The organism is Vibrio sp. D417a (assembly GCF_030248595.1).
GTDB lineage: Bacteria > Pseudomonadota > Gammaproteobacteria > Enterobacterales > Vibrionaceae > Vibrio > Vibrio alginolyticus.
In genome coordinates, this window is record NZ_JAHGAM010000015.1 from 1 (window position 1) to 23460 (window position 23460).

The window sequence follows — 23460 nt, forward strand, 5'->3', positions numbered from 1 at the left end:
TAAGGTGTGAGCAACGCAATACAAAGGCCGCCGCATACCACCTTAAACACTAAACGCAACGCATAGTAAAAATGCCACGCGTTGCGAATCACTCTTAAACAGTTTGTTATGTTAAAACCCTGATAGTAGGCTGATGACTGTTTTCTCGTACTTCTTATGCAAAGTATCGCTAAATTTGTCTAAGTTATCAGGGAATACATCATAACCACCTAACTTTTTAAGCTCACCAACAAATGAATGATAATAATAACTTATGCATACATATGCTTTATCCAAGTCTGGAATTTTTACTTGAGGATCTGGATCTATATGGGCAACTCGCTTATCCCGAAACGCTTTCATTTCTTCCCAATATGCTTTCCAGCCATCATTATCAAGTTCTAAGCGTCGCAATAAATCTTCTTTGAATTGATCACCATCTGTACTCACATTACGAAAATGCAAAACATCGTTGTGATGTCCAAAAGCATGACTCCAATTAAATACAGCCATACATATAAAATTATTATGTATATACGTATGAACCAAGTCGGGAAATTCATTTCTCCTTTCTGTTAGGCGCAAGTAATATACATACTGACGTACAAAATCAACACAATTGGACAATGCCCTTTCTAGCAAAATGGAACGTTCCATAATTCTCCTTTAACATAACGCCTTGTTAAGGTGTGAGGCATGCAATACCGAAGCTTCCGCATACCACCCTAACCACTAAAACCAACGCATAGTAAAAATGCCACGCGTGCCGAATCACTCTTGAACAATTTGTTAGGCATTTTCTGTCAACAAAAAAGAATCGATAAGATCCCATCTGTTTTCATAGCTTTCATAATTTGGTATGGATTTAATGCTTACTTTCCCCCAATCTGCACTGCGAGGAGCTTCATGAATTAACCTAATTGGGAACACATAGTATCTGGGAGGCAGTATTTCTTTTTTGTTGTCTTTTGAGCCACGATTTAGAAATACAGCTACGACAAAGTCAGATTCAAGGTTTTTAATTGGAAAACCCAATGCACCCGTTCTCCATCTACTCTTAACTTGAACTCTCGCAGATTTATGAGAATCTGGATTAACAGCTACTAAGTCATAACCAGGCATATTTGTGTATGTTTTATAAGCTGAAATTCTATGGATCAACAACTGCCCTAAGACTAGAAACTCTGCACCCTCTGACTCTAAACGTGTATCTTGTCTCGCCATTTTTTCTCCTTGATGCCTAACGCTTTCTATACGGCAATTTGCCGTTTTTCTGGCAGGCTACCGCCTTCTTTCTTATCAAAAGCGCTATCAATCGTAGCACTTATATGTATGAAACAAATAGAAAAACAGTATGAATATGTGTGGTAGCGCGCGCAATTAGTCGGCGCACAGCACGCTAATTTCAAAAGTGGTGATACATTAAGGGTGCTGTATAAATAAACAGGTTAATTTATCATGAAAAGTCAGTTTTTACTTAGTGTAAAAGAGCACATGCTTACTCGTCATTATGCGAATAAAACTATCGAAAGTTATCTATTTTGGATAAAACGCTTTATCACTTTTCACCAGCTTGCTCACCCATCAACACTAGCAGAAGATGATGTCATTCAATTTCTGAGTTACTTAGCGGTAGAAGAAAAAGTTGCGGTAAAAACGCAAGCTTTGGCGCTGAACTCAATATCATTTTTATATCGTGATTATTTCAAAACCCCACTATCACTTGATATGAGATTTCAGAAATCCTTGACCGAAAAGAAACTTCCCGTTGTGTTATCCAGGGAGGAGATCCGAAGATTCGTTCAGCATATCGACCCGAGGTATAGACTCCATATTCAGTTGCTTTACGGCTCCGGGCTTCGAGTTATGGAATGTTTACGCTTAAGAGTTCAAGACATCGATTATGATTATGGTGCAGTTCGCGTTTGGCAAGGAAAAGGAGGTAAAAATCGTACAGTCACATTAGCCAAAGAACTGCATGAACCACTCAAAGCTCAAGTTAATTTAGCAAGAAACTATTATTTTAAAGATAGGCACATGCCTGGTTATGCGGGCGTATACATCTCTGAAGGTTTACGACGTAAATACCCAAAAGCGGAGCTAGATTTTAACTGGCACTTTTTGTTTCCATCAACAAAGTTAAGCGCAGATCGAGACACTGGTGAACTCAGAAGGCATCATATCAATGAAAGCGCAATACAAAGAGCAGTAAAGCGCGCGGCAAGCGACGCAAGCATTGAGAAAACTGTAACTTGCCACACACTAAGACACAGTTTTGCCACGCACTTATTGGAATCTGGCGCAGACATTAGAACTGTTCAGGAACAATTAGGGCATACTGATGTAAAAACCACGCAAATCTATACTCACGTTATCGAGCGCGGGGCTGGCGGTGTGTTGAGTCCATTATCCAGCCTTTAGAAAAACAAAGCCACCTCGAAAGGTGGCTTTGCTTTATAACTCGTTATTGACGAACACCGAGTTTCACATTGCCTTTTGAGTCAAACCAAAGTGCTTGCGAACGGCGACGTCCTATTAGTATCGGACCATCATCATAAAAGAGAAAGTTCTTCCAGTGCTTTTTAAAAATAGACCATTTCGTTTCGATGACATTGTACTTCTCGTAGCAAAAGTAAACGGTCACATCGTCTTGCCAATCGATATGTGCCTCAACTTCCGCTGGCATGTCAGGATCATCCGACTCCCACGCAGCCATCCAATCCACAGTTTCAGACCAATTCGCCTCATTCATTGGCCAGTCTTGGGAACTAAGTCTATCCATATCAGGGCTTTGAGCACTGATATTTTCTTTCCAAAATTGTGCTGAACGGGCTTGGCTCATCGGCTTAATAAAAGCCAAATCTTCTTCTGGCACAGGCATCGACTGATGCGTAAAAATCCATTTTCTTTGGTATTCATCCAAAGGCAAATAAGACATTCAGTCTCCTTTATTACGATTTCAGCCAACCTTTCTCTGTGGCTTCTTCAATCAACTCTTTCGCTTTGTCCCATAAGGTAACAGAGCCAAATTCAATTCGTTTATTAATGGTAAGTGCTTGTTCGCGTGAGACACCATGTTCCTTCCAACTCTGACCATTATTATGGTAGTTCAAGAGCATTGGAATTAACCGATCGAGTGCTTTTGCATACTTAGCATCATCGGTCTGCGCGGCTTCAAATTCATGCCAAAGCGCCAATAGCTCTTGCTCCTGATCGCTGGGTAACATACCAAACAAGCGCTCTGCCGCTCTAATTTCTTTTTCAGCTTGCTCTTGAGACGCAGCAGTATCATAAACAAAGGTATCGCCCGCGTCGATCTCTACTACGTCATGTATCAATAACATTTTCATCACTCGGCAAATATCAACAGGTGCATTCGCATGCTCTTCCATCAATATTGCCATCAGTGCGACATGCCAACTATGCTCACCACTATTTTCGAGGCGCCCTTCAGCACTTTTAACTCGAGTTCGGCGCAAAATGCTTTTGAGTTTATCGAGCTCGATTACAAGTGCTAACTGCTTTTCCAATCGTTCCATACTATCGTCCTTCTGGCTGCCAATTCGGATTAATAAGCGACGTTAGAACGTGGTCTTGCCACTCACCATTAATCAAAAGGTAATCTTTTGCATACCCTTCTCGGTTGAACCCTACATGCTGTAGCACAGCTTCACTGCGTTTATTGTGAGGCATGTAGCCAGCTTGAATACGATGCAGTTTCTGAACGTTAAACATGTAGTCGCAAGCCATGGTTAATCCACGACGCATATAACCATACCCTTGCGCTTTTTCAGCGAGAGAATATCCGACGTTACAAGAATAAAAAGGAAAACGACTCAAACTACTAAAGGATATCGTACCTAGCATTTCACCCGAAGAGGCTCTGACTAAAAGGCAATAATACCCCAATCCCATTCGATGCAGCTCATTGAGCTTGACAAGCTTTTGCAACCAACCGTTCACTGAGAAAAAAGCCTCTTCACGTTTCGGTTCAAACGGTTTCAGGTATTCTCGGTTCGCTTGAAAATATTCGGCAATCATATCTGCGTCACCGATTTCAGCGGTACGAAGAAGCAAGTCACCGTCCAACTTATGAACGGCGATAGATGAGCTGTTATCTTCCATTACAAATGATTAATTCCGTCTTTTCGTTCAATTCGATTAATTCTTACGTATACCGTAATCACGCAGTTTATTAGCGATTGAGGTATGCGATACATTTAAGCGCTTAGCAAGCTTGCGGCTTGATGGGAATGACTGATACAAACGTTCCAGAACTTGAGATTCATAATCACGCATGATCTCATCCAAAGAACCGTCGATGTTAAGCGTTGCACTACCAGCGCCGACTGACTGAGGCTGAGGTAAATTGAAGTGATCCGCGTTTAGTATATCACCATCCATTTCCGTGAGCGCTCGAAGAACCATGTTATCCAGCTGGCGCATGTTTCCTGGCCACTGATAATTTGCAAGGGCATCAACTAGACCATCATCAAACTCTGGCTTATCAATCCCAAGCTGTTGAGCATGTTTCGCCACAAACAACTCAAGCAATGGTGCAACGTCGTTTGAGCGCTTACGTAACGGAGGAATGCTGAGCGTAAGTACGTTGAGACGATAATACAAATCTTCACGGAACATTCCTGCTTCAGAAAGCTCGGCAAGGTTATGTTTTGTTGAAGCGATGATACGAACATCGACATGCATCTCATCTTCTGCACCGACACGACGGAAATTACCATCCTGTAGAAAACGTAACAGCTTGATTTGAAGGTGCGAACTCATTTCACCGATTTCATCAAGAAATACCGTCCCGCCATTTGCTTGCTCAAAGATGCCTTTGTGGCCTTGTTCATGATTAAATGAACCCGGCGCATGACCAAAAAGTTCAGTTTCTGCTACATCGTCAGGCATCGAAGCACAACTCAAAACTAGGAATGGCTTGCTCGCGCGGCTAGAACGGCTATGGCAAGCTTTAGCAAGCATTTCTTTACCAGTCCCCGTTTCGCCCTCAATCAACAATGGTTGGTCAAGCACAGACAGCTTCTTAGCTTGGTTCATTAGTGCTTTATGACGGTTCGATATACCAACAAAGTGCTCAAAACCCAGAGGATTATGCAGCGGTAGTGCTTCTTCAATTCTGGCAACTTGCTGACTAGAGCGAATCGTCATTAGAGTACTCGCTAGAGTCGAGTTTTGCGCTTCGTCTCGGATATAAACGGGCATCAACTCTAGAACATAGTCCAAGCCATCAATCACAAGGTTTTCCCGCGTTCGACCATTAACACCTTCAGACCAACGAGAGAAACGAACACTTGGTAACAAAGCACCGATTTGAGTACCAATCACTTCTTGCTTGTGAAGGCCAAGCAATGAAAGTGCAGACATGTTCGCCATGTCTACGGCACCTTTAAGATCAATGGCAAAAACCGGATCGGGCAAGTTATCAACTAACGAGAGCAGCTCCGTATTGTGGCGCTCCATCGGCATAAACTGGATTTTACGTACGTCTTTCACCCCCGGAATACGGCGGATTTCAGCCATCAGCTCACTAAACGTATCAAAATCAATATCCGGGCAATTCAAATAGATAATACCGCTAATATCGATTTCGATACCACGTAAGTCGATGCTTTTAGACGCTAAAATATCGAGCAGTTCTCGGGTCAAGCCGAGTCGATCTTCACATAAGACTTCAAGACGCACTTAAAATATCCCAATTCACAACTGTCAGGAAAAGTTGACAGTAGTTTCTATCATGCTTGGAATGGCGTCAAGCAATCCTATCCATCAAAGTTGATATTCGTTACGGTTTCATCGTAATTGATGCAACTTTCGCCGCCACTGCCTTGCGTATGGTGCCCAACTTAACCTGACGGTCAGGATACCAGGGTAGTGGACGCAATAAGGTCATCGCTTTCAAGCCCAAACGTGCCGTTAGAATACCAACACCGAGTCCCTGCCCCGCACGAGAAGAAACTTTGCCAGCAAGATCCATCGACATCAAATCCATACTGGCATCAATAGCGAGCTCACTGGCACCAGCCGCCGCCATATTGACAAATACCGCTCTTAGTAACTTGATGCGAGATGCATAACCTAGCTCTACCCCATATACCTTGGAGAGGTTGTCGATCATTTTGAAATTTCGCCACGCCACCAGCAACATATCAGCGGCAGCCAGAGGGCTCACGGCGACTAGGGCCGCACACTCGGTTGCGTGCTGTGATACGATTTTCGTTGCCAACTTGTCTTGTTGGCTCACCACCATCGAGTCATACATATCAAGAATTTCAGCGTCACTATGAGCAGGGTTAATACTGTTCTGCCAACGATCAAAGCCCGGATTCTCTGCCATCACACCACTTTGTTCTGCTACGGTTTCGCAAAAGGCTTTCCCTTTCCCAACGCTCTCACTATTAACAAGTGCTTCTGCTTCTTCTTGAACACTAAAATGATTTCGTAGTTTTCGCAGTTTCCAAAGCTCTTTACCCATAGCTCCTAAACCAAGCGAAGCGATCGCAGCAATAAACCCCGTCCAGCTTAAGGCTAGCCAATCAGAAGCCTGAATTGCGGTTATAACCGAGTCCACCGCTTGCCAGCCAACCAGACCAGCAAAAGTTGCAAATGCGCCAGTCGCGAGCCATTTTCTGCCCGATTTTGGACGAATGACATGCTCGAGTTGCAATTCCTGTTCGGTCTCCTGGTGCGCTTCTTTAACTTCAACAGGTACAAATGTTTCTTTTTCGCCGAATGTTTGCTGCGCCGTCAACTCCGGTTGATTCGATTGCTGCTCTTTTTCCATTACCTTTTTAGAGAAAACTTGTTTTTGCTTCAACTCACTCATTTCAATTTATCTCCAATCAGGTAATCCAATGCTTTGTCTAAGCGTATGTGCTTCATTGGCTCATCATTCGGTGAGGGCATCGGACGAAACGACGTAAAATCAAACCCGTTGTTTTGCCAATACGCTGCATTTGGTAGCTTTTTCGGCACCTCTCCGGGAAACATAGTCATCGGCTCACCACCCAATGTTGTTCCTTGTAACGCCGGGATGGTCTTATCTCCAGAGGAAATAAACCCCGTCGTGGTTGCTTGGATGGAAGCGATACTCATGCAGCTCATCTCAATATTCTCGTAGGCTGCCGTTTGCCATGCTGGATGCACCATTTGTTGGAGCAGAGACACCAAATTTGGGTGCTGATCGGGCGTGATATGATCCGCTTTTGTAGCAGCAAACAACACTTTGTCGATTTTTGGTGAGAACAAACGACGCAAAAAGCTACTACGACCATAACGGAAGCTATGCATGATCTGTTCTAGCGCTTGGCGCATGTCGTAAAACGCTTCATCACCGGCATTGAGAGGCTGCAAACAATCCACCAGTACAATCTGGCGATCGAAGGTCGCAAAATGATGCTTATAAAACGCTTTCACTACTTTCTGTTGGTATTCCTGAAAACGGGCTTCTAGCATCGCTAAGTTACTGCCCTTGGGCGCTTTGCTTTCCGAATCAGCACGACACGGAAAAAACTGTAGCACCGGCGCACCTGCTAGTTCACCAGGTAATACAAAGCGGCCAGGCTGAACCCAATGAAGGCCAACGTCTTTACAAGCATGAAGGTACTCGGTGTATGTGTGTGCAACTTTCTCAAGTAGTTTCTCATTCACTTCTGCAAAGAGATCCACTTTCTCCAGTTCAGAAAGCCAAGCTTTGGCTAAATCGCCACGCTGGCCTTTAAGTGCATCAAACTGAGTTTGCGACCACGTTGCAAAATCCATGTCCAATAAAGGCAGGTCGAGCAACCACTCTCCTGGATAGTCGATAATATCAACATTTAAAATTGCGGTTTTACTCAACAGCTTTTTCGTGGTTTTATTTGGTTTGTACTTGAGCGCTAAGCGAATCTCACTCACATCACGTGTCGGTACTGGCCACTGAGGTGGAGTCGCATGAATTTGGCTCATCGCCTCATCGTAAGCAAAGCGTGGCACCATCATATTCGATTGAGGCTCACGCTTCGCCCCAATAAGGCGCTTATCTCTAGCCGCAGTCAAAAGAGGCAAATTGTCATGGGTTGCAGTATGAAGAAGCTGATTCACTAATGACGTGATGAATGCCGTCTTACCGGCACGAGAAAGTCCGGTGACAGCAATTCGAACATTAGAGTCCATACCTCTGTTGATAAAGTCATTAACTTCTTTCTTTATTCTCTTCATTACGCTTCTTTATCTTACTCCACTTTAAAACAACGTTGTCAGCGACTTCGAATTTCGATCTATGAATACTGTTCTATCCCGAATTCTATGAGTTTAACTTTATATACCTTAATAAAAGATGAACAAAACATCCGGCTTGATGCTGTATTAAAAAAAGAAAAGCCCCTGAGTGGTTCAGAGGCTTACTTAATCTACAGCATTAGTAACTCTATATGCGCTGATTACTATGTTAAACAGGAACCCGCTTTCTTTAAGCCTAGTCGTCTTCGATCAACTTATAGATAACAAATAGAGCGATTTCCAAAATCAACCACAACACACATGTGATGGTTACGTACTTTTCATCAAAGATGCTGATACCGTGAAGAATCAAGTCATAGCCAACAAAGCCACCTATCACTACAGCAAGAATAATTTGTAGAATCTGAATAAAACGAGGCATGCCGTCTCCTAATTATTGTTCGCATAACGTTTGATTGCTATGCCTAAAGGTTTATATCCTTAATTATATAGACAAAAAGTGCAGGTTTCGCTGCACTTTTGTCAATTGTTTGCTAGGTAAATCAGCACCTTGTCACATTCTCTCTACTGAGACGCAGCAAGATTGCCCTTTGCCTTATGCTTCCATCTCTTGAATTTTCACTTTCCAAGTGTCTGGACCGATTTGGTGCGCGTTAACACCATTTGAGTCGACAGCCACTGTTACTGGCATATCTTCAACTTCAAATTCGTAAATCGCTTCCATACCTAAATCTTCAAATGCGACAACGCGAGCTTTCTTGATCGCTTTCGCCACCAAGTACGCAGCGCCACCGACAGCCATTAGGTAAACCGCTTTGTGATTCTTGATAGATTCAACCGTTGCAGGGCCACGCTCAGCTTTACCGATCATGCCCATGATGCCGGTCTTTTCTAGCATCATATCGGTGAATTTATCCATACGCGTTGATGTTGTTGGGCCAGCAGGACCAACGACTTCATCACCAACTGCATCGACAGGGCCTACGTAGTAAATAAACTTACCGTTTAGATCTACGCCTTCAGGTAGACCTTCGCCATTATCTAGCATGCCTTGAATACGTTTATGCGCAGCATCACGACCAGTCAGAATTTTACCTGATAGAAGAACCGTTTCGCCTGTCTTCCACTCTTGTACTTCTTCTTTAGTAATTGTGTCTAAGTTTACGCGACGCGTATTTTCGCCCGCTTCCCAAGTAATGTCTGGCCAATCTTCTAGTTTAGGTGGTATTAGCTCTGCTGGGCCGCTACCATCAAGCGTGAAGTGTACGTGACGAGTCGCCGCACAGTTCGGGATCAAACAAACAGGCTTAGAAGCCGCGTGCGTTGGCGCAGTTTTGATTTTAACGTCGACAACAGTCGTCAAACCGCCAAGACCTTGCGCACCGATACCAAGTTTGTTCACGCGATTGAAGATATCCAAACGAAGCTCTTCTTCTGCGTTTTGTGGGCCACGGTCAATAAGCTCTTGAATATCGATGTGTTCCATTAGAGATTCTTTTGCCAATACCGCTGCTTTTTCAGCCGTACCGCCGATACCAATGCCAAGCATGCCAGGAGGACACCAGCCCGCCCCCATTGTTGGTAGCGTTTTTTCTACCCACTCAGCAATATCATCAGATGGGTTTAGCATCACCATCTTAGTTTTGTTTTCGCTACCGCCGCCCTTCGCAGCGATCTGAATTTCAACTTTATCGCCCGGAACCATGTTGATATGTACGACGGCAGGCGTGTTGTCTTTGGTATTAATACGTTTACCAGCAGGGTCCATAAGTACTGACGCACGCAACGGGTTATCAGGGTTCGTGTACGCTTGTCGAACACCTTCATCTACCATCTGCTGAACCGTCATGTCGGTCGAATCCCATTGCACGCCCATACCGATGTTGACGAAACACGTCACAATACCAGTATCCTGACAAATTGGACGGTGACCTTCTGCGGACATTCGGGAGTTAATTAGGATCTGAGCAATCGCGTCTTTCGCGGCTTGACTCTCTTCGCGGTGATAGGCTTTTTCAAGAGCTTGAACAAAGTCTAGCGGGTGGTAGTAAGAAATATACTGTAGCGCATCAGCGACACTGCTGATCACATCCTGCTTGCGTATTACCGTCATTACATGCCTCGTTATAGTTATGCTTCCATTATTGGCTTGGCTTCAATCGTGTTTGTTAAGCTTATTGCTCTTTTGAGCTTCGTTTTTTATAAACAATTGTCGAACGGCTGATATCGACACACGAAATGCTGAAGTTGCCTACTTGTAAACCATCTCAAAACCCTATGAATAGAGGGAGTTTGGCTACACAGAGGAATATGATACTCTTGCTGCCCATGACATGCCATGCAGTGAACGATCTCTTTGTCACAAATTACACAAATGAACAACATGGACAATCAATTCATTGATTTTAAAGCGTTGGAATACGCACCAGAGTTTGCTCTTCACCTTTTTTCTCGCATTCAACACCTACCTTGGGCGATGTTGCTGCGTTCTGCATCAAAAACGCATATCGATAGCCGCTTCGATGTGTTGGTCGCCAACCCGATTGCAACGTTAGAAACCACTGCCGACAACACACAAGTTGAAACGCCATCGAATGCCTATTCAACTCAAGATGACCCATTCACGCTGCTTCATCAATTGCAAGAACAGTGGCTTCCTCACGTAGAGTTAAATAAAGAATTGGATTTGCCTTTTGTTGGTGGTGCGCTCGGTTACTTCAGTTACGATTTAGGTCGCCGCGTAGAAACGATGCCAGAAGTGGCAGAAAAAGATCTCAACACGCCGGATATGGCGGTAGGTCTGTATGAATGGGCCGTTGTTGTTGACCACAAGCTTAAAAAAGCATGCCTAGTTGGTCAGAATATCGAGCAAGCTTGGCAGTGGTTAAACGAGCAAAAAGCAGAACAAACCGTTGACTTCGCTTTGTCTGGTGATTGGCAGTCAAACATGACGAAAGAGAGCTACGCTACTCGCTTTGACAAGGTGCAAGAATACTTGTTGAGCGGTGACTGTTATCAGATCAATTTGGCGCAGCGCTTTAACGCACCGTATCAAGGCAGCGAGTGGCAAGCGTATCTGAAATTGGAGTCCGCCAACCAAGCGCCATTCTCAGCGTTTATCCGTATGCCTGAGTCTTCGATTTTGAGTATCTCTCCAGAGCGCTTTTTAGAGCTCAAAGATCGCGTCATTGAAACAAAACCAATCAAAGGTACTCGCCCACGCAGCGAAGATCCAACGAAAGATAACGCTAATGCCCATGACTTGCAGACAGCGGAAAAAGATCAGGCAGAAAACCTGATGATTGTCGATTTGCTGCGTAATGATATTGGTCGAGTTGCATCACCGGGTAGCGTTCACGTTCCAAAGCTGTTCGATATTGAAAGCTTCCCTGCCGTGCATCATTTGGTGAGCACCATTCGTGCAAATTTGGATGAACAATACGCTCCTGCGGATTTGCTGCGAGCGTGTTTTCCAGGCGGTTCAATTACGGGCGCACCTAAAGTTCGCGCAATGCAGATCATTGAAGAACTGGAGCCGCATCGACGCAGCGCGTATTGCGGCAGTATTGGCTACATTTCACGCCATGGTCGTATGGACACCAGCATTACTATCCGAACTCTTGTAGCGGAACAAAACAAACTTTACGCTTGGGCAGGCGGCGGCGTCGTGGCAGATAGCGATTGCGCCTCTGAGTATCAAGAAACGTTGGACAAGCTTTCAAAGATTTTACCAGCGCTGCAATCGTAGATTTCAACCGCGGACAACGTCGCTTTAATGCTATTGACGAAAACAATCTAAAATGCCTCCAGAACGGATAATGCCGCTCGTTTAACAGCGAGTGGCATATTTCTGTATCTCATCACCCTGCACAGCGACGAAAGAGCGTGATACAGGTTCTTCTATTCAAGCACTTTGTGGTCAAATTTGTTTCATTACCCGCTCATCGTGCTGCTACTAGATTCTTAGTCTCGCCAAGGCTCGCTAGAATGACCCAAAAAACATCGTTAAATGATCGGCATTATCCAGTGTGGTGCGTTTTTTTGTGTGTTTTATTTGCATGTACTTTAGCTTTTAGCCGTTGGCCAACAAACATACTTTTTAAGAGGCAGCGTCTACTGCTCAAGCCACTTACACATAATCTGTTCGATATCGGTTGCGGTGTACGGCTTAGTGAGGATGTCGTCCATGCCTGAATCAATGCACTTTTGACGCTCTTCGATGGTAGTGCCAGCGGTTAATGCAATAATTGGATGAGTAAAGCCACGCTCTCTCAGATACATCGTCGCCTCATAACCATCCATTTCAGGCATTCGGCAGTCCATGAATATCAGTTCGTAGTCTTTACTTTTCACCGCTTCTAATGCTTCTTTTCCGTTGGCTTTTAAATCAGGTGTAATGTCGAGTTTTTTCAGCATTTGAGTAACAATGACTTGATTCATTCTGATGTCATCAACCACTAATATTGAGCGTCCTGCTAAATCGCTTCGCTCTATGGTGACCAATTCCCCCTCTGCTGTGCCTTGTGCTTGCCCTTCATCAAGAGGAATAGCAACTTTAAAAGTTGTGCCTTTGCGCTCTTCACTCTCAAAGCTAATTTGACCTTGCATCAAATCCACGAGATTTTTACAAATCGCGAGACCTAAACCTGAGCCTTCAAAGCTGCGTTTCGCTGAGCGATCAACTTGGACAAATGGATCAAAGAGTGACGGCTGTGCTTTTATTGGGATGCCAATACCAGTGTCTTCAACCTCAAAATAAGCCGTGCCGTTAAGCCATTCCACCCGTAACACGACGCCACCCAAGTGAGTAAACTTAATCGCGTTTCCCACCAAGTTAACCAAAATTTGTGTAATGCGCTCTAAGTCACCGACTAAAAATTCCGGGATCCCCAGCTTTTTGTCGATAGAGAAATGGATGCGTTTTTCCGCAGCCTTAGCTGCAAATACACCCATGATGGCTTTTTCAAGTTCCTCCCAGGCAAAGACTTTATGTATGATTTCCATCATACCGGCATTCATCTTACTGAAATCAAGAAGATCATTAATGATAACTCTCAATAAGTCCCCTGATTGAGTCAGATTGCTCAAGTATTGACGCTGCTCTTCTTCTAATTGGGTTCGACTCAATAACTCCGCACTACCCAATACGCCATTGAGAGGAGTTCGCAGCTCATGGTTAATCATGGCGACAAACTCCTTCGTCGCTTTTTCTGATTCCTCAGCCCGCTTTCTCAGCTCGACCTCTCGCTCTAAACTTAAGTGTCGACCAATAACACCATGAACTAAGTCAGACACGAGCTCCATCTGTTTGGAAATAAAAGACTGATCGATTTGATCTTGCAACACAGAGAAAATCAACTCCCCAACCGTTTCCCCATCAATGATAACTGGCAAATGCAAATTCTCTCCCTGCCAATTAGGAGTGGTGAAAATCTCGTTGTTATGACGAAGCTGTAAGTGACCAAAGTGATGACGACGCAATGAGCTCAGCTTTGTAGCGTCAAGAAACAAGTAAGCCGCAGAAATGATCGAGTTAGAAGTGAGCTGCTCAATAAAGCTCGCTATCATTGCTTCATCGAACGTGCTCGATAAAAAAGTACGACCGAACTTAATCAACGTGGCATCAATTTGCTCTTCAAACTCAAACTTACGAAGATCCTTTTTAGATTTCAGCTCTAACTTTTTCAATGCAACACTGAGTTGCTGGTTGGATTCATATAACTCTAAGCTTTTCTGTTCCAACAGCTGCTCAGCTGCTTTTCTTGATGCAACTTCTCGTTTGAGTTTCCTTTCTAATGAGGAACTTCCCGTCATATCGTTCTTATTGAGCCTCTAACCAAAAACGTACTTTGCTGCCATCTTCTGACTGGTTTTGATGTTTGATATGAACTACCTCACCAAAATGTGCAGCACAACCTTTTATCAATCCTAAGCATACGTGAGACATACATCTTGCGCTGTGGTAGTCAAATACCAATTGGGATTGGTTTTCACTAATGAAATCAAATTGCGGAGGGTTAGCATCAGGATAGAGCTTCTTAACTTCGACATGAATAAAGTCTTCAACATGGCGAACAAATTGAAACGTCGTTTCACACTGTTGCAAACTGGCGTGACTAGGAATAGAGCGAAGTAAATTCAAAAAGACGCACTCTCCAAACACCTCTTGCAGTTGCTCGGGGGGAACACCAGATACTTTACTGAGATTCACGATCAACTTAACCAAGTCTTTGTGATCGTAACTACCAACAGCGGTGTAAACACCTTCATCGTTAGAAAGGTCGAGAACTTGGTCTAACACATCAAGACCGAATTTCTCTTCCACTAACTCCATGAACTCGGTGAAAATAATCCCTTTCATTGGCCAATACTTGCCCTATAGTGACGTCCTAAAATAAAGAATGGTGTATAACCTTATAAGTTTCAAATTAATATGTTCAAGCAGAGTGAGACACACAACACAAAGAGGGAAAGTGCTGGCGAGTGTTTTAATGCGAATGCTTTATTTGGTAACCAGTAACGATAACGCCATACGCTTTGCCGTCTTTGAGTATAATAGATAATGGTTAGGCACGATAAATAAGGACTCAGTTTGGTTATCGACAAAACTCATTTACTACAGAACTTTCAATTTCGGCTTCCAACGGGCTACCACAAAGAGTCCCTTGCACGACTGAAATGGATGAAAGAAAAGTCCCTGAGAGATGCGGCAGTCTTAATCGGTTTTGTGGAACGCGATGACGGGTTACAAGTCATTCTGACTAAGCGTGCAGCCCACTTACGCCATCATCCGGGACAAATCAGCTTTCCCGGTGGCAAATATGAGCAGGAAGATATTCAGCTCGTGAATACCGCTTTAAGAGAAACCAAAGAAGAAGTTGGGATAGAAGATGAGCATATTCATGTGTTTGGTCAACTGCCTACACTACCAACGATTAGTCAATTTAATGTGACACCTTTTTTGGCTTTTGTTTCTCCGGAATATAAAACGCATATTGACCCAAATGAAGTAGAGTCAGTTTTTGAGGTTCCTGCCAACCATATTCTGAACCCCAAAAAATTGTATAGCACCAAATTTGACCTAAAAAGAAGCAGTCATCGTGTATTTGCTATCCCATATAGACAGCATTTCATCTGGGGCATGACGGCACAAATTATCGAATCAATGCAAAAACATATTATTTCACATTAAACAGTTGTTGATATCGGTGCTTTTATAGGCGCGATCATTATGCGCATCAATATTAATAAAACGTTGCTTCATAAACATTCATTCACATTAGATTAATTTTCCATTTTCACCGCAAACGCTTGCGGTGAAATAAATTTATACAAACAGCCCTATTGATAAGTTTTTCTAATTTTACTCATTAGCAGAAATCACGAGTAGCACATCATTTTCGTGATAAAAAGCAGGTTTTTGACATATCATTCAATAAGCGTAAGCAATAAATGATTTAGATCTAATTTTCCTAGTGTAAAATCTTGCAAAATTACTCCCGACTTATTTCCTGTTCCCAAAATGAGTAACTAAAAAATGAATACAACTACTTCTGCGGTTTCTACCGCACAATCGTCTAGTAAGTTTTCTTACAAAGACTTTACCTGGTGTCTGTCCCTTTTTGGTACGGCAGTAGGTGCAGGTGTACTGTTCCTTCCTATTAAAGCAGGTGCAGGTGGCTTCTGGCCATTAGTAATCCTAGCCCTAATTGCAGCACCAATGACTTGGTTCGCACACAAATCTTTAGCTCGTTTCGTTCTTTCTGCGAAAAACCCTGAAGCGGACATCACCGACACAGTAGAAGAGCACTTTGGTAAGACTGGCGCAAACCTTATTACGTTCGCTTACTTCTTCGCTATCTACCCAATCGTACTTATCTACGGTGTTGGTATCACAAACACAGTTGACTCTTTCCTAGTTAACCAAATGGGCATGGAATCTATTCCTCGCTGGCTACTTTCTGGTGCACTTATTGCTGCAATGACAGCAGGCGTAGTATTCGGTAAAGAGCTTATGCTGAAAGCAACTTCAGCAATGGTTTACCCTCTCGTGTTCATCCTACTAGCACTGTCTGTATACCTAATTCCTGGTTGGAACACTTCAATGATGGAAGTGTCGCCTGACTGGGGTGCAATGCCAGCTATCGTTTGGCTAGCAATCCCTGTTATTGTGTTCTCTTTCAACCACAGCCCAATCATTTCTCAGTTCTCTAAAGAGCAACGTCGTGTATACGGTGATGACGCAGTTAAGAAAACTGACACTATCACTGGTGGCGCAGCAATGATGCTGATGGGCTTTGTTATGTTCTTCGTTTTCTCTGTTGTACTTTCTCTGTCTCCAGAGCAACTAGCAACAGCGCAAGAGCAAAACATCTCTGTTCTTTCTTACCTAGCAAACGTGCATGAATCTCCACTGATCTCTTACATGGGTCCATTGGTTGCTTTCGCAGCGATCACCTCTAGCTACTTTGGCCACTTCTTAGGTGCGCACGAAGGTCTAGTTGGTCTAGTGAAATCTCGTTCAAAATCACCAGTAAGCAAGATCGAGAAGATGTCTCTAATCTTCATTGTAATCACAACTTGGATCGTTGCTATCGTTAACCCAAGCATCCTAGGTATGATTGAAACAATGGGTGCACCGATGATTGCGGCAATCCTATTCTTGATGCCAATCTTCGCAATGCAAAAAGTTCCTGCGATGGCTAAGTACAAAACTTCAGCACCTGTGCAAATTTTCACAGCAATCTGTGGTCTTGCTGCAATTAGTTCTGTAATCTACGGCGCTCTTTAATCATCTCTGCCCGTTGCAGTATGATTAATCCAAAAATATAACGATAAAATTAAGCCTCCCAACTCCCCTTGGGAGGCTTTCTTCTGAGGTAATCGATATGATTAGTGTTTTTGATATCTATAAAATCGGTGTTGGACCTTCAAGCTCACACACTGTAGGCCCAATGAAAGCGGGTAAAGAGTTTATTGATGATCTTCGTGCAATGGGAAAACTGCGCGACATCACTAAAATCACCGTTGACGTTTATGGATCACTATCACTGACAGGGAAAGGTCACCACACAGATATTGCTATCATCATGGGTCTTGCAGGCAACACTCCTGAGAAAGTTGATATCGATTCTATCCCGGGCTTTATCGCTCGTGTAGAAGAAACTGAACGCCTTCCTGTTGGCATGCACTGTCACACAGTATCGTTCCCACGTGAAGGTGGAATGAACTTCCACAAAACAAACCTAGAGCTACACGAAAACGGCATGCAGATCCACGCTTGGATTGATGACGAAAAGGCGTACTCAAAAACTTACTACTCTATCGGCGGTGGTTTCATCGTTGATGAAGAAAATTTCGGTAAAGAAGCTGAAAACCCAGTAAAAGTACCTTACCCGTTTACAACGGCAGAGGAACTGGTTAACCAATGCCACGAAAGTGGATTGTCCATCAGCGCACTAACCATGAAGAATGAGCATGCGCTTCATTCAGATGAAGAAACTCGTACTTATTTCGCAAACATCTGGCGCACAATGCGCGAGTGTATGGATCGCGGTATGAATGAAGAAGGTATTTTGCCTGGTCCACTGCGTGTGCCTCGCCGTGCAGCAGCACTTCGCCAGCAGCTACTTACTTCAGAAAAGACAACAAACGACCCAATGTCTGTTGTTGATTGGGTAAACATGTTTGCTTTCGCAGTAAACGAAGAGAACGCAGCAGGTGGCCGCGTTGTTACAGCACCAACTAACGGTGCGTGTGGCATCATCCCTGCGGTACTGGCTTACTACGATAAGTTCATCCAAACTGTGACTGAAAAAGATTACATCCGTTACTTTGCAGCTTCTGGCGCAATCGGAGGTCTTTACAAGCGTAACGCGTCTATCTCTGGTGCAGAGGTTGGCTGTCAGGGTGAAGTTGGCGTGGCATGTTCTATGGCAGCAGCAGGCCTTGCTGAGCTTATGGGTGGTAGCCCAGAGCAAGTATGTATGGCAGCAGAAATCGCGATGGAGCACAACTTAGGTCTAACGTGTGACCCAGTTGCAGGTCAGGTTCAGGTTCCATGTATTGAGCGTAACGGTATTGCGGCAGTAAAAGCAATCAACTCTACTCGCATGGCACTACGTCGCTCTTCAGCTCCAACTGTTTCTCTAGATAAGGTTATCGAAACCATGCTAGAAACAGGTAAAGACATGAACGCGAAATACCGCGAAACATCTCAAGGTGGTCTAGCAATCAAAGTGATTTGCTAACACGCCTTTCTGAATACCAATCAAAACCCGAGTTTATGCTCGGGTTTTTTTATACCTAAAAAACCCAGGAAAATGCGTTATCAGGACAAGTAAAAAAAACCTAAAACGTTGAATATATCCAAATATTATGGATATCTCAGTAAAAAATCACATCTCTTCCCTAGCTTTATTGATAACGTAGCCAAAAATTAAACTTGGAGCACATCAACACATGATTAGGTTTGAAATTGGAAACCAAATCTGCGTTTGCTTGTCCGAAAACGAAATATCTCTAGAGCTCAATCAGTCACTCCACCACTCCATTCCTGTCAACCCAAATGAGTACGCCATTCTGTCAACTATCGCCACATACGGCAGTTTAAATACGCCGATTAGTCAGCGGTTAATAGAAAGCAAAATCACTCAACAATACAAAATGACACTGCCTGAAAATGGCTTTAAAAACGCGGTGGCCGCTCTAAGAAAGAAATTTCGCAAGCTCACGGAAGAACATTTAACCACTAACAAAAACATTATCGAAAACATTCACCGGACCGGATACTTCATCCCTTTTACTATGCAAAACAACCATCAGAATGGCATCGAACATCAACAGAAGATCAATCAATACACAACCAATAGTCTTCGCAAAGCGCTTCGTATTTGCCTGCGTAATAAAAAGATCTATTCAGAAGCAATGTGGGTTGTGTTGATCACTGCGATCATTTTCTTTGCTATCTGTTACTACGCGATAAACAGCATCGTTAAACATAATTATCTGGATAACGCCTTCGAAATTGCAGAGAACCTTTCCCGCAGGAGTTGCTTTGCTAATGAAAGCGAACTGAAGTCACTATTTGATAATGTGAAGTTGGTGGAATCGAGCATGATGCTAGATCGTTTCAATATTCGATGCTTAGTCACTCCAGAAACCGTTGTCCCCGTCAGCAAAAAAGCCTTTGAAGAGTGGAGTAACAATAACAATTACACGACCCAATCATTTGACTTAAATAACGCAACTGTTTTGGTTCGTGTTAAAAACATTAACTTATCCGACAATGTTGAAAATCATATTTCACGTTTTTTTCTTTCCGGTATGAAGCTATCAACGAATACCGGAACGTCGTTAGAGATTGGTAACACCAATGAACGCTTTTTCAATTATCACGTAAAGAATAGTGGCTATAAAGAGGTGTATTACATCTCTGGACCGTTTCAAAGTATCATTCTACTGAGCTTACTTTTTCTCATTATACTGCGTCACCGCTCCCTACAAGCCTTTATGGCTTACTTGTGCGCAATTCGACAATTCAAAATAAAACTGGAGCCGATTTATAACACTTCGGCACAAAAGATTGTGCACTACGAAGCCCTCTCCCGGTTTAAGGTAAAAAATACGCAACGGTTTATTGAAACACTGATCCGCAATGGATTGCTGCTAACTCATACCTTACTGGTGATTGATTCCATCTACACCAAACAAAAAGCGTTGCCCATCCCTATCAGCATTAACGTTTGTCCTTCTTTGCTGCGAGGGCGTAACTTTTCAATCCTATATAGAGAGCTATCTAATCGGGATTGCCGTTTGCTGACAATCGAAATCACAGAAAATGCATCGATGTACTATACCTCTGAGATTTATGGCAATGTCGCAAAACTAAAAGCTCTGGATTGTAAAATCAGTATTGATGACTTTGGCACCGGCAATAATAACGTGGCGCTTATCAGCAAGCTGAATCCGGACTACCTCAAAATCGACCGAGAATTTGTTATTGGCCTAAAATCTGATGATAAAAAGATAGAAACCTTGCGTCAGTTAATTGCTATGGGCAATACGTATCGCTGCACGGTCATTGTTGAAGGCGTAGAAACGGCAGACAGTGCTCACTTACTCACAACATTGGGCGCCTATATTCACCAAGGTTATTATTACCCTCTTCATTGCTAGCTTTTCTTCACTCGGTTAGTTACTTAAAATAGATCTAATACTCTATAAAAACTCGTGGTGGCATAAAGGTATGCCGCCAATTTGTGATTGAGCGATGATTGCGATTAAACCCACCAAACTGAAAGATTTTTCAAGTTTGATGCAATTGGATGTGCAAGAAGAGCAAAAAGGATTTTTTACACCGTTTGAAATGGCTTATCAAAAACGTAGTAAGTCAGAGGCGTTCTTTACGATTTATTCTGATGATCTATTAGTAGGCTATCTTGTTATCGATAAAGGTTTCTCCCAACATGCGCCGTTTGCTAAACGATACGAACTGGAGCTTAAGTACTTGATGATTGATCAACGTTTCCAACGTCAAGGGGTTGGGAGTGAGGCATTGCGTAAACTGTTCCTTTATGCGTATACCATTAACCCTAAAAGCACCTCTCTTTGCGCCACTGTCCCACAAAGTCAGCAATACGCTATCAGTTTTCTTGATGCGTGCGGATTCATTAATACAGAGGAAACAACATTGGGTGATAATGAAAAAGAATGGATTCTACGACACCCATTAAGCTAGCTGGTGAAGCATAATCAAAATTGGGCCATTCAGATACAACAAAGGCAAGCTTCTCGCTTGCCTTTGTTTAATGCTCAACAGAAAGTGACTTATTCGCCTTTGTAAATACAACCCGCTGTGCACGTTTCTTTGATTTCTACTTTACTTAGCAGTGGTAAGCTTGGCTTAAGCTGCTGCCAAATCCATTTTGCTAACACTTCGCTAGTCGGGTTCTCTAACCCTTCAATGTCGTTTAGGTAGTAATGGTCTAAGCGATTGTAAATTGGTTTAAATGCAGCTTTGATCTCTGCAAAATCCACTACCCAACCTGTATGTGGATCAACTTCACCTTCTACATAAAGACGAACAAGGAAAGAGTGTCCGTGCAAACGACCACACTTGTGACCTTCTGGTACGTGTGGCAAATGGTGTGCTGCTTCGAACATAAACTCTTTGTATAATTCTGTTTTCATCTTGATTCTCAGGCTTTAAAAAGACAGGCAATACTAAGGAATTCGCTGCCAAGAGACAAGCGTTACCCCATACAAGCGTAGCAAAAACTTCCGCTGGTTCCCGGCCTCTTTGCTATCACTCACACCAAAGCGTCGTATTTCTGTCACGCGCCAAACATTTGATTACACAGCACTCACATCACAATTACATATCCCCAACATGTGTGGGGTCACAATCATTCATTTCGTTGTTCGCAGTGCGCATTTGTGCACATTAATATTGTGCAGTTCGTTCCAATTACACTTATAAATTTATGCGCTCAACTATCACTTTTAAGCTCTTACTGGCGTTAATTGCTGTCTTCAGCTGCGTTCTAGCTGCCTCTACGGCTTACCAATACCATCAACAAAAAACCTTAATCAATGATGTTCTTAGTGAACAACTCCATGATAAGGCTAGCAATTATTTCGATAGCCTAAATATGATGATGCTTACGGGCACCATGTCGCAAAAAGAAACCTTACGTCAAAAAGCCCTAGCCCAAGAAGGCATTGAAGCAGTTCGCGTGTTGCGAGCTGATACTGTGACCAAACTTTACGGACCTGGGCAACAAAACCAGCAGCCTGTCGATGATATTGATCAACGAGCGTTGAATGGTGAACTGGTGATTGAACCAATCTCAGCCGATTGGGGCAAAGGGTTAGTAGTCGCGCTACCAATGAAATCGAGCGAAAATTACCGTGGCACCAACTGCGTTTCTTGCCACGCTGCACCAGCAGGAGAAGTGTTGGGCGCGATTCGCTTGGAATACAACATGAATCATGTCAATTCAATGATCAGTAAACAGGCTATGTTTGCGATGGGAATAATGGCCGTAATCGCATTTGTTGGCTTCATCATAACGATGAGTTTGATTCAAAAAATCATTGTACGACCAATTCAAAGAACGTCGAAATTCATGTCGAATGTGAGCCATAGTAAAGATCTATCTCAACGACTGATGCATCACCAACAGGATGAAGTGGGCCAACTTTCTACAGCCATCAATTCATTCATGGACACGGTCTCCGAAAGCTTAGAACGTGTGCAAGACACCTCTCACTCACTTGCCGACTCCGCGAGTAAACTAACTGCTGTCGCGCAGTCCACAGATAAAGCGGCCAATAACCAACAGCTAGAGACCAACGAAGTACAAAGTAATATCACCAATATGTTGCAGCAACAAACTGCGGTTGAGGACTCGACTAACAACGCTACTGTTTTGGTCAATCACACCGTTGATGTCGCCACTCATAGTGCAAGTCAAGCACACAACGTCAGTGAAGACATCAAACAACTAGTAAGTAACATTGATACTGTACGGGAAAAAATCAGCTCTCTAAATCAAAGAACCGAAGAAGTGTCGTCCATTCTTGTGGTTATTAAGGGTATTGCAGAACAAACCAATCTGCTCGCGTTGAATGCTGCTATTGAAGCCGCCCGAGCCGGAGAGCAAGGGCGCGGTTTTGCGGTCGTCGCGGAAGAAGTGCGTAACCTGGCTTCTAGGACGGCTGAAGCCACTGGTAATATTGAACATATCATTTCTCAATTCCAGCAAGGAAGTGAAGAGTCATTAACTTCTGTTGATACCGTCTGCCAGTTTGCTCATCAACGCTCTGTCGATGTCGAGGCACTATCAGCCACAATGCATAACGTTGTTGACGAAATGCGCCAAGTGCTCAGACATGCAGAAGATATCCAAAACCAGACGCAAACCACATCTGATGTAAGTCAGCATATTCAATCTAAAATAGATGTGATCACACTGCATGCTAACGACACATCGCAATCAGCATCGCACACGCGTGATATTAGTGTTGATTTAGAGCATCTATCCGAACGTTTAGAGCAATTACTAAACCAATTCACACTTTCAGAGCACAAAAGAGTGAATAAATAGAGAGATTCTCCCCATCAAAACGAATATAAAGGTTGATGCGAGCGAATTGACAGGTAATATGTCTCGTTGAATCTGTAAAATGCTACCCAACTCAGCGCTTAGCTTGTTTTTTGAACAAAAATGTTATTAG

At 43.3% G+C, this 23460-nt stretch carries 21 protein-coding genes; 8 read left to right on the plus strand and 13 right to left on the minus strand.

All coding sequences use genetic code 11. The annotated features are described in order from the left end of the window. Positions 1-111: 111 nt before the first annotated feature. Entirely contained in the window at positions 112-636 is a 525-nt protein-coding gene (locus tag KI742_RS13795; RefSeq protein ID WP_285385649.1) for a hypothetical protein, read from the minus strand. A 132-nt stretch (positions 637-768) separates the two neighbouring features. Next, entirely contained in the window at positions 769-1203 is a 435-nt protein-coding gene (locus KI742_RS13805) for a hypothetical protein (protein ID WP_025613288.1), read from the minus strand. 234 nt (positions 1204-1437) lie between these two features. On the opposite strand from KI742_RS13805, the gene KI742_RS13810 reads away from it, so the two are divergent. After that, the gene (locus KI742_RS13810) at positions 1438-2400 is read left to right on the plus strand and encodes an integron integrase (protein ID WP_104975438.1); all 963 of its coding nucleotides are present in this window, start codon (positions 1438-1440) and stop codon (positions 2398-2400) included. Between the two features lie 43 nt (positions 2401-2443). Here the strand turns inward: KI742_RS13810 and KI742_RS13815 are convergent, their stop codons facing one another. The 8 genes from KI742_RS13815 to KI742_RS13850 form a co-directional block, all read right to left on the minus strand. Further along, positions 2444-2917 carry a DUF2947 domain-containing protein gene (locus KI742_RS13815; protein WP_031781188.1) on the minus strand — a complete coding sequence of 158 codons (474 nt, stop codon included), beginning with the start codon at positions 2915-2917 and terminating at the stop codon, positions 2444-2446. 13 nt (positions 2918-2930) lie between these two features. Then, entirely contained in the window at positions 2931-3518 is a 588-nt protein-coding gene (locus KI742_RS13820; RefSeq protein ID WP_005376917.1) for an HD domain-containing protein, read from the minus strand. A gap of 1 nt (position 3519) precedes the next feature. Beyond that, entirely contained in the window at positions 3520-4104 is a 585-nt protein-coding gene (gene rimJ, locus KI742_RS13825) for a ribosomal protein S5-alanine N-acetyltransferase (protein ID WP_213973219.1), read from the minus strand. A gap of 36 nt (positions 4105-4140) precedes the next feature. Next, on the minus strand, positions 4141-5685 hold the full coding sequence (gene tyrR, locus KI742_RS13830) for a transcriptional regulator TyrR (RefSeq protein ID WP_017820442.1): 1545 nt from the start codon (positions 5683-5685) through the stop codon (positions 4141-4143). A gap of 100 nt (positions 5686-5785) precedes the next feature. Beyond that, a complete protein-coding gene (locus KI742_RS13835; RefSeq protein ID WP_167415307.1) occupies positions 5786-6826 on the minus strand; it encodes a YcjF family protein in 1041 nt (346 codons plus the stop codon). After that, positions 6823-8199 carry a YcjX family protein gene (locus KI742_RS13840; RefSeq protein WP_285385645.1) on the minus strand — a complete coding sequence of 459 codons (1377 nt, stop codon included), beginning with the start codon at positions 8197-8199 and terminating at the stop codon, positions 6823-6825. The genes KI742_RS13835 and KI742_RS13840 overlap by 4 nt, the downstream gene beginning before the upstream one ends. Before the next feature lie 256 nt (positions 8200-8455). Next, positions 8456-8641, minus strand: a complete 186-nt coding sequence (locus KI742_RS13845) for a hypothetical protein (protein ID WP_005376906.1) — start codon at positions 8639-8641, stop codon at positions 8456-8458. Positions 8642-8815: 174 nt separating this feature from the next. Further along, on the minus strand, positions 8816-10333 hold the full coding sequence (locus tag KI742_RS13850) for a fumarate hydratase (RefSeq protein ID WP_017636098.1): 1518 nt from the start codon (positions 10331-10333) through the stop codon (positions 8816-8818). Between the two features lie 270 nt (positions 10334-10603). On the opposite strand from KI742_RS13850, the gene pabB reads away from it, so the two are divergent. Then, positions 10604-11968 carry an aminodeoxychorismate synthase component 1 gene (pabB, locus tag KI742_RS13855; RefSeq protein WP_285385642.1) on the plus strand — a complete coding sequence of 455 codons (1365 nt, stop codon included), beginning with the start codon at positions 10604-10606 and terminating at the stop codon, positions 11966-11968. A gap of 365 nt (positions 11969-12333) precedes the next feature. Here pabB and KI742_RS13860 read toward each other — a convergent pair whose 3' ends face one another. Both KI742_RS13860 and KI742_RS13865 read right to left on the minus strand, forming a co-directional pair. Further along, positions 12334-14034 carry an ATP-binding protein gene (locus KI742_RS13860; protein WP_213876432.1) on the minus strand — a complete coding sequence of 567 codons (1701 nt, stop codon included), beginning with the start codon at positions 14032-14034 and terminating at the stop codon, positions 12334-12336. A 7-nt stretch (positions 14035-14041) separates the two neighbouring features. After that, on the minus strand, positions 14042-14581 hold the full coding sequence (locus KI742_RS13865; protein ID WP_005388282.1) for a heme NO-binding domain-containing protein: 540 nt from the start codon (positions 14579-14581) through the stop codon (positions 14042-14044). A gap of 231 nt (positions 14582-14812) precedes the next feature. Here KI742_RS13865 and KI742_RS13870 point away from each other — a divergent pair, with 231 nt between their 5' ends. The 5 genes from KI742_RS13870 to KI742_RS13890 all read left to right on the plus strand — a co-directional run bounded on the left by KI742_RS13870 (position 14813) and on the right by KI742_RS13890 (position 20959). Then, complete coding sequence (locus tag KI742_RS13870) at positions 14813-15412, plus strand: CoA pyrophosphatase (RefSeq protein ID WP_005376901.1); 600 nt, start codon at positions 14813-14815, stop codon at positions 15410-15412. Between the two features lie 345 nt (positions 15413-15757). Further along, a complete protein-coding gene (locus tag KI742_RS13875; protein ID WP_005376900.1) occupies positions 15758-17011 on the plus strand; it encodes an aromatic amino acid transport family protein in 1254 nt (417 codons plus the stop codon). Positions 17012-17108: 97 nt separating this feature from the next. After that, the gene (locus tag KI742_RS13880) at positions 17109-18470 is read left to right on the plus strand and encodes an L-serine ammonia-lyase (protein ID WP_005376899.1); all 1362 of its coding nucleotides are present in this window, start codon (positions 17109-17111) and stop codon (positions 18468-18470) included. Positions 18471-18681: 211 nt separating this feature from the next. Further along, the gene (locus tag KI742_RS13885) at positions 18682-20397 is read left to right on the plus strand and encodes an EAL domain-containing protein (RefSeq protein ID WP_017820447.1); all 1716 of its coding nucleotides are present in this window, start codon (positions 18682-18684) and stop codon (positions 20395-20397) included. A 94-nt stretch (positions 20398-20491) separates the two neighbouring features. Then, positions 20492-20959, plus strand: coding sequence for a GNAT family N-acetyltransferase (locus KI742_RS13890; RefSeq protein ID WP_017820448.1), 468 nt, complete (start codon positions 20492-20494; stop codon positions 20957-20959). Between the two features lie 89 nt (positions 20960-21048). Here the strand turns inward: KI742_RS13890 and queD are convergent, their stop codons facing one another. Beyond that, a complete protein-coding gene (queD, locus tag KI742_RS13895; RefSeq protein ID WP_005376896.1) occupies positions 21049-21411 on the minus strand; it encodes a 6-carboxytetrahydropterin synthase QueD in 363 nt (120 codons plus the stop codon). A 293-nt stretch (positions 21412-21704) separates the two neighbouring features. Here queD and KI742_RS13900 point away from each other — a divergent pair, with 293 nt between their 5' ends. Beyond that, positions 21705-23330, plus strand: coding sequence for a methyl-accepting chemotaxis protein (locus KI742_RS13900; RefSeq protein ID WP_262658715.1), 1626 nt, complete (start codon positions 21705-21707; stop codon positions 23328-23330). Positions 23331-23460 lie beyond the last annotated feature (130 nt).

What these genes read in the sequence shown, in the direction of transcription:
- rimJ (WP_213973219.1), bottom strand. Translation starts at nt 4,104, where the DNA reads ATGGAAGATAACAGCTCATCTATCGCCGTTCATAAGTTGGACGGTGAC.
- KI742_RS13840 (WP_285385645.1), bottom strand. Translation starts at nt 8,199, where the DNA reads ATGAAGAGAATAAAGAAAGAAGTTAATGACTTTATCAACAGAGGTATG.
- KI742_RS13820 (WP_005376917.1), bottom strand. Translation starts at nt 3,518, where the DNA reads ATGGAACGATTGGAAAAGCAGTTAGCACTTGTAATCGAGCTCGATAAA.
- KI742_RS13885 (WP_017820447.1), top strand. Translation starts at nt 18,682, where the DNA reads ATGATTAGGTTTGAAATTGGAAACCAAATCTGCGTTTGCTTGTCCGAA.
- KI742_RS13815 (WP_031781188.1), bottom strand. Translation starts at nt 2,917, where the DNA reads ATGTCTTATTTGCCTTTGGATGAATACCAAAGAAAATGGATTTTTACG.
- KI742_RS13835 (WP_167415307.1), bottom strand. Translation starts at nt 6,826, where the DNA reads ATGAGTGAGTTGAAGCAAAAACAAGTTTTCTCTAAAAAGGTAATGGAA.
- KI742_RS13900 (WP_262658715.1), top strand. Translation starts at nt 21,705, where the DNA reads ATGCGCTCAACTATCACTTTTAAGCTCTTACTGGCGTTAATTGCTGTC.
- pabB (WP_285385642.1), top strand. Translation starts at nt 10,604, where the DNA reads ATGGACAATCAATTCATTGATTTTAAAGCGTTGGAATACGCACCAGAG.
- KI742_RS13805 (WP_025613288.1), bottom strand. Translation starts at nt 1,203, where the DNA reads ATGGCGAGACAAGATACACGTTTAGAGTCAGAGGGTGCAGAGTTTCTA.
- KI742_RS13860 (WP_213876432.1), bottom strand. Translation starts at nt 14,034, where the DNA reads ATGACGGGAAGTTCCTCATTAGAAAGGAAACTCAAACGAGAAGTTGCA.
- KI742_RS13845 (WP_005376906.1), bottom strand. Translation starts at nt 8,641, where the DNA reads ATGCCTCGTTTTATTCAGATTCTACAAATTATTCTTGCTGTAGTGATA.
- queD (WP_005376896.1), bottom strand. Translation starts at nt 21,411, where the DNA reads ATGAAAACAGAATTATACAAAGAGTTTATGTTCGAAGCAGCACACCAT.
- KI742_RS13850 (WP_017636098.1), bottom strand. Translation starts at nt 10,333, where the DNA reads ATGACGGTAATACGCAAGCAGGATGTGATCAGCAGTGTCGCTGATGCG.
- KI742_RS13795 (WP_285385649.1), bottom strand. Translation starts at nt 636, where the DNA reads ATGGAACGTTCCATTTTGCTAGAAAGGGCATTGTCCAATTGTGTTGAT.
- KI742_RS13890 (WP_017820448.1), top strand. Translation starts at nt 20,492, where the DNA reads ATGATTGCGATTAAACCCACCAAACTGAAAGATTTTTCAAGTTTGATG.
- KI742_RS13875 (WP_005376900.1), top strand. Translation starts at nt 15,758, where the DNA reads ATGAATACAACTACTTCTGCGGTTTCTACCGCACAATCGTCTAGTAAG.
- KI742_RS13865 (WP_005388282.1), bottom strand. Translation starts at nt 14,581, where the DNA reads ATGAAAGGGATTATTTTCACCGAGTTCATGGAGTTAGTGGAAGAGAAA.
- KI742_RS13880 (WP_005376899.1), top strand. Translation starts at nt 17,109, where the DNA reads ATGATTAGTGTTTTTGATATCTATAAAATCGGTGTTGGACCTTCAAGC.
- KI742_RS13810 (WP_104975438.1), top strand. Translation starts at nt 1,438, where the DNA reads ATGAAAAGTCAGTTTTTACTTAGTGTAAAAGAGCACATGCTTACTCGT.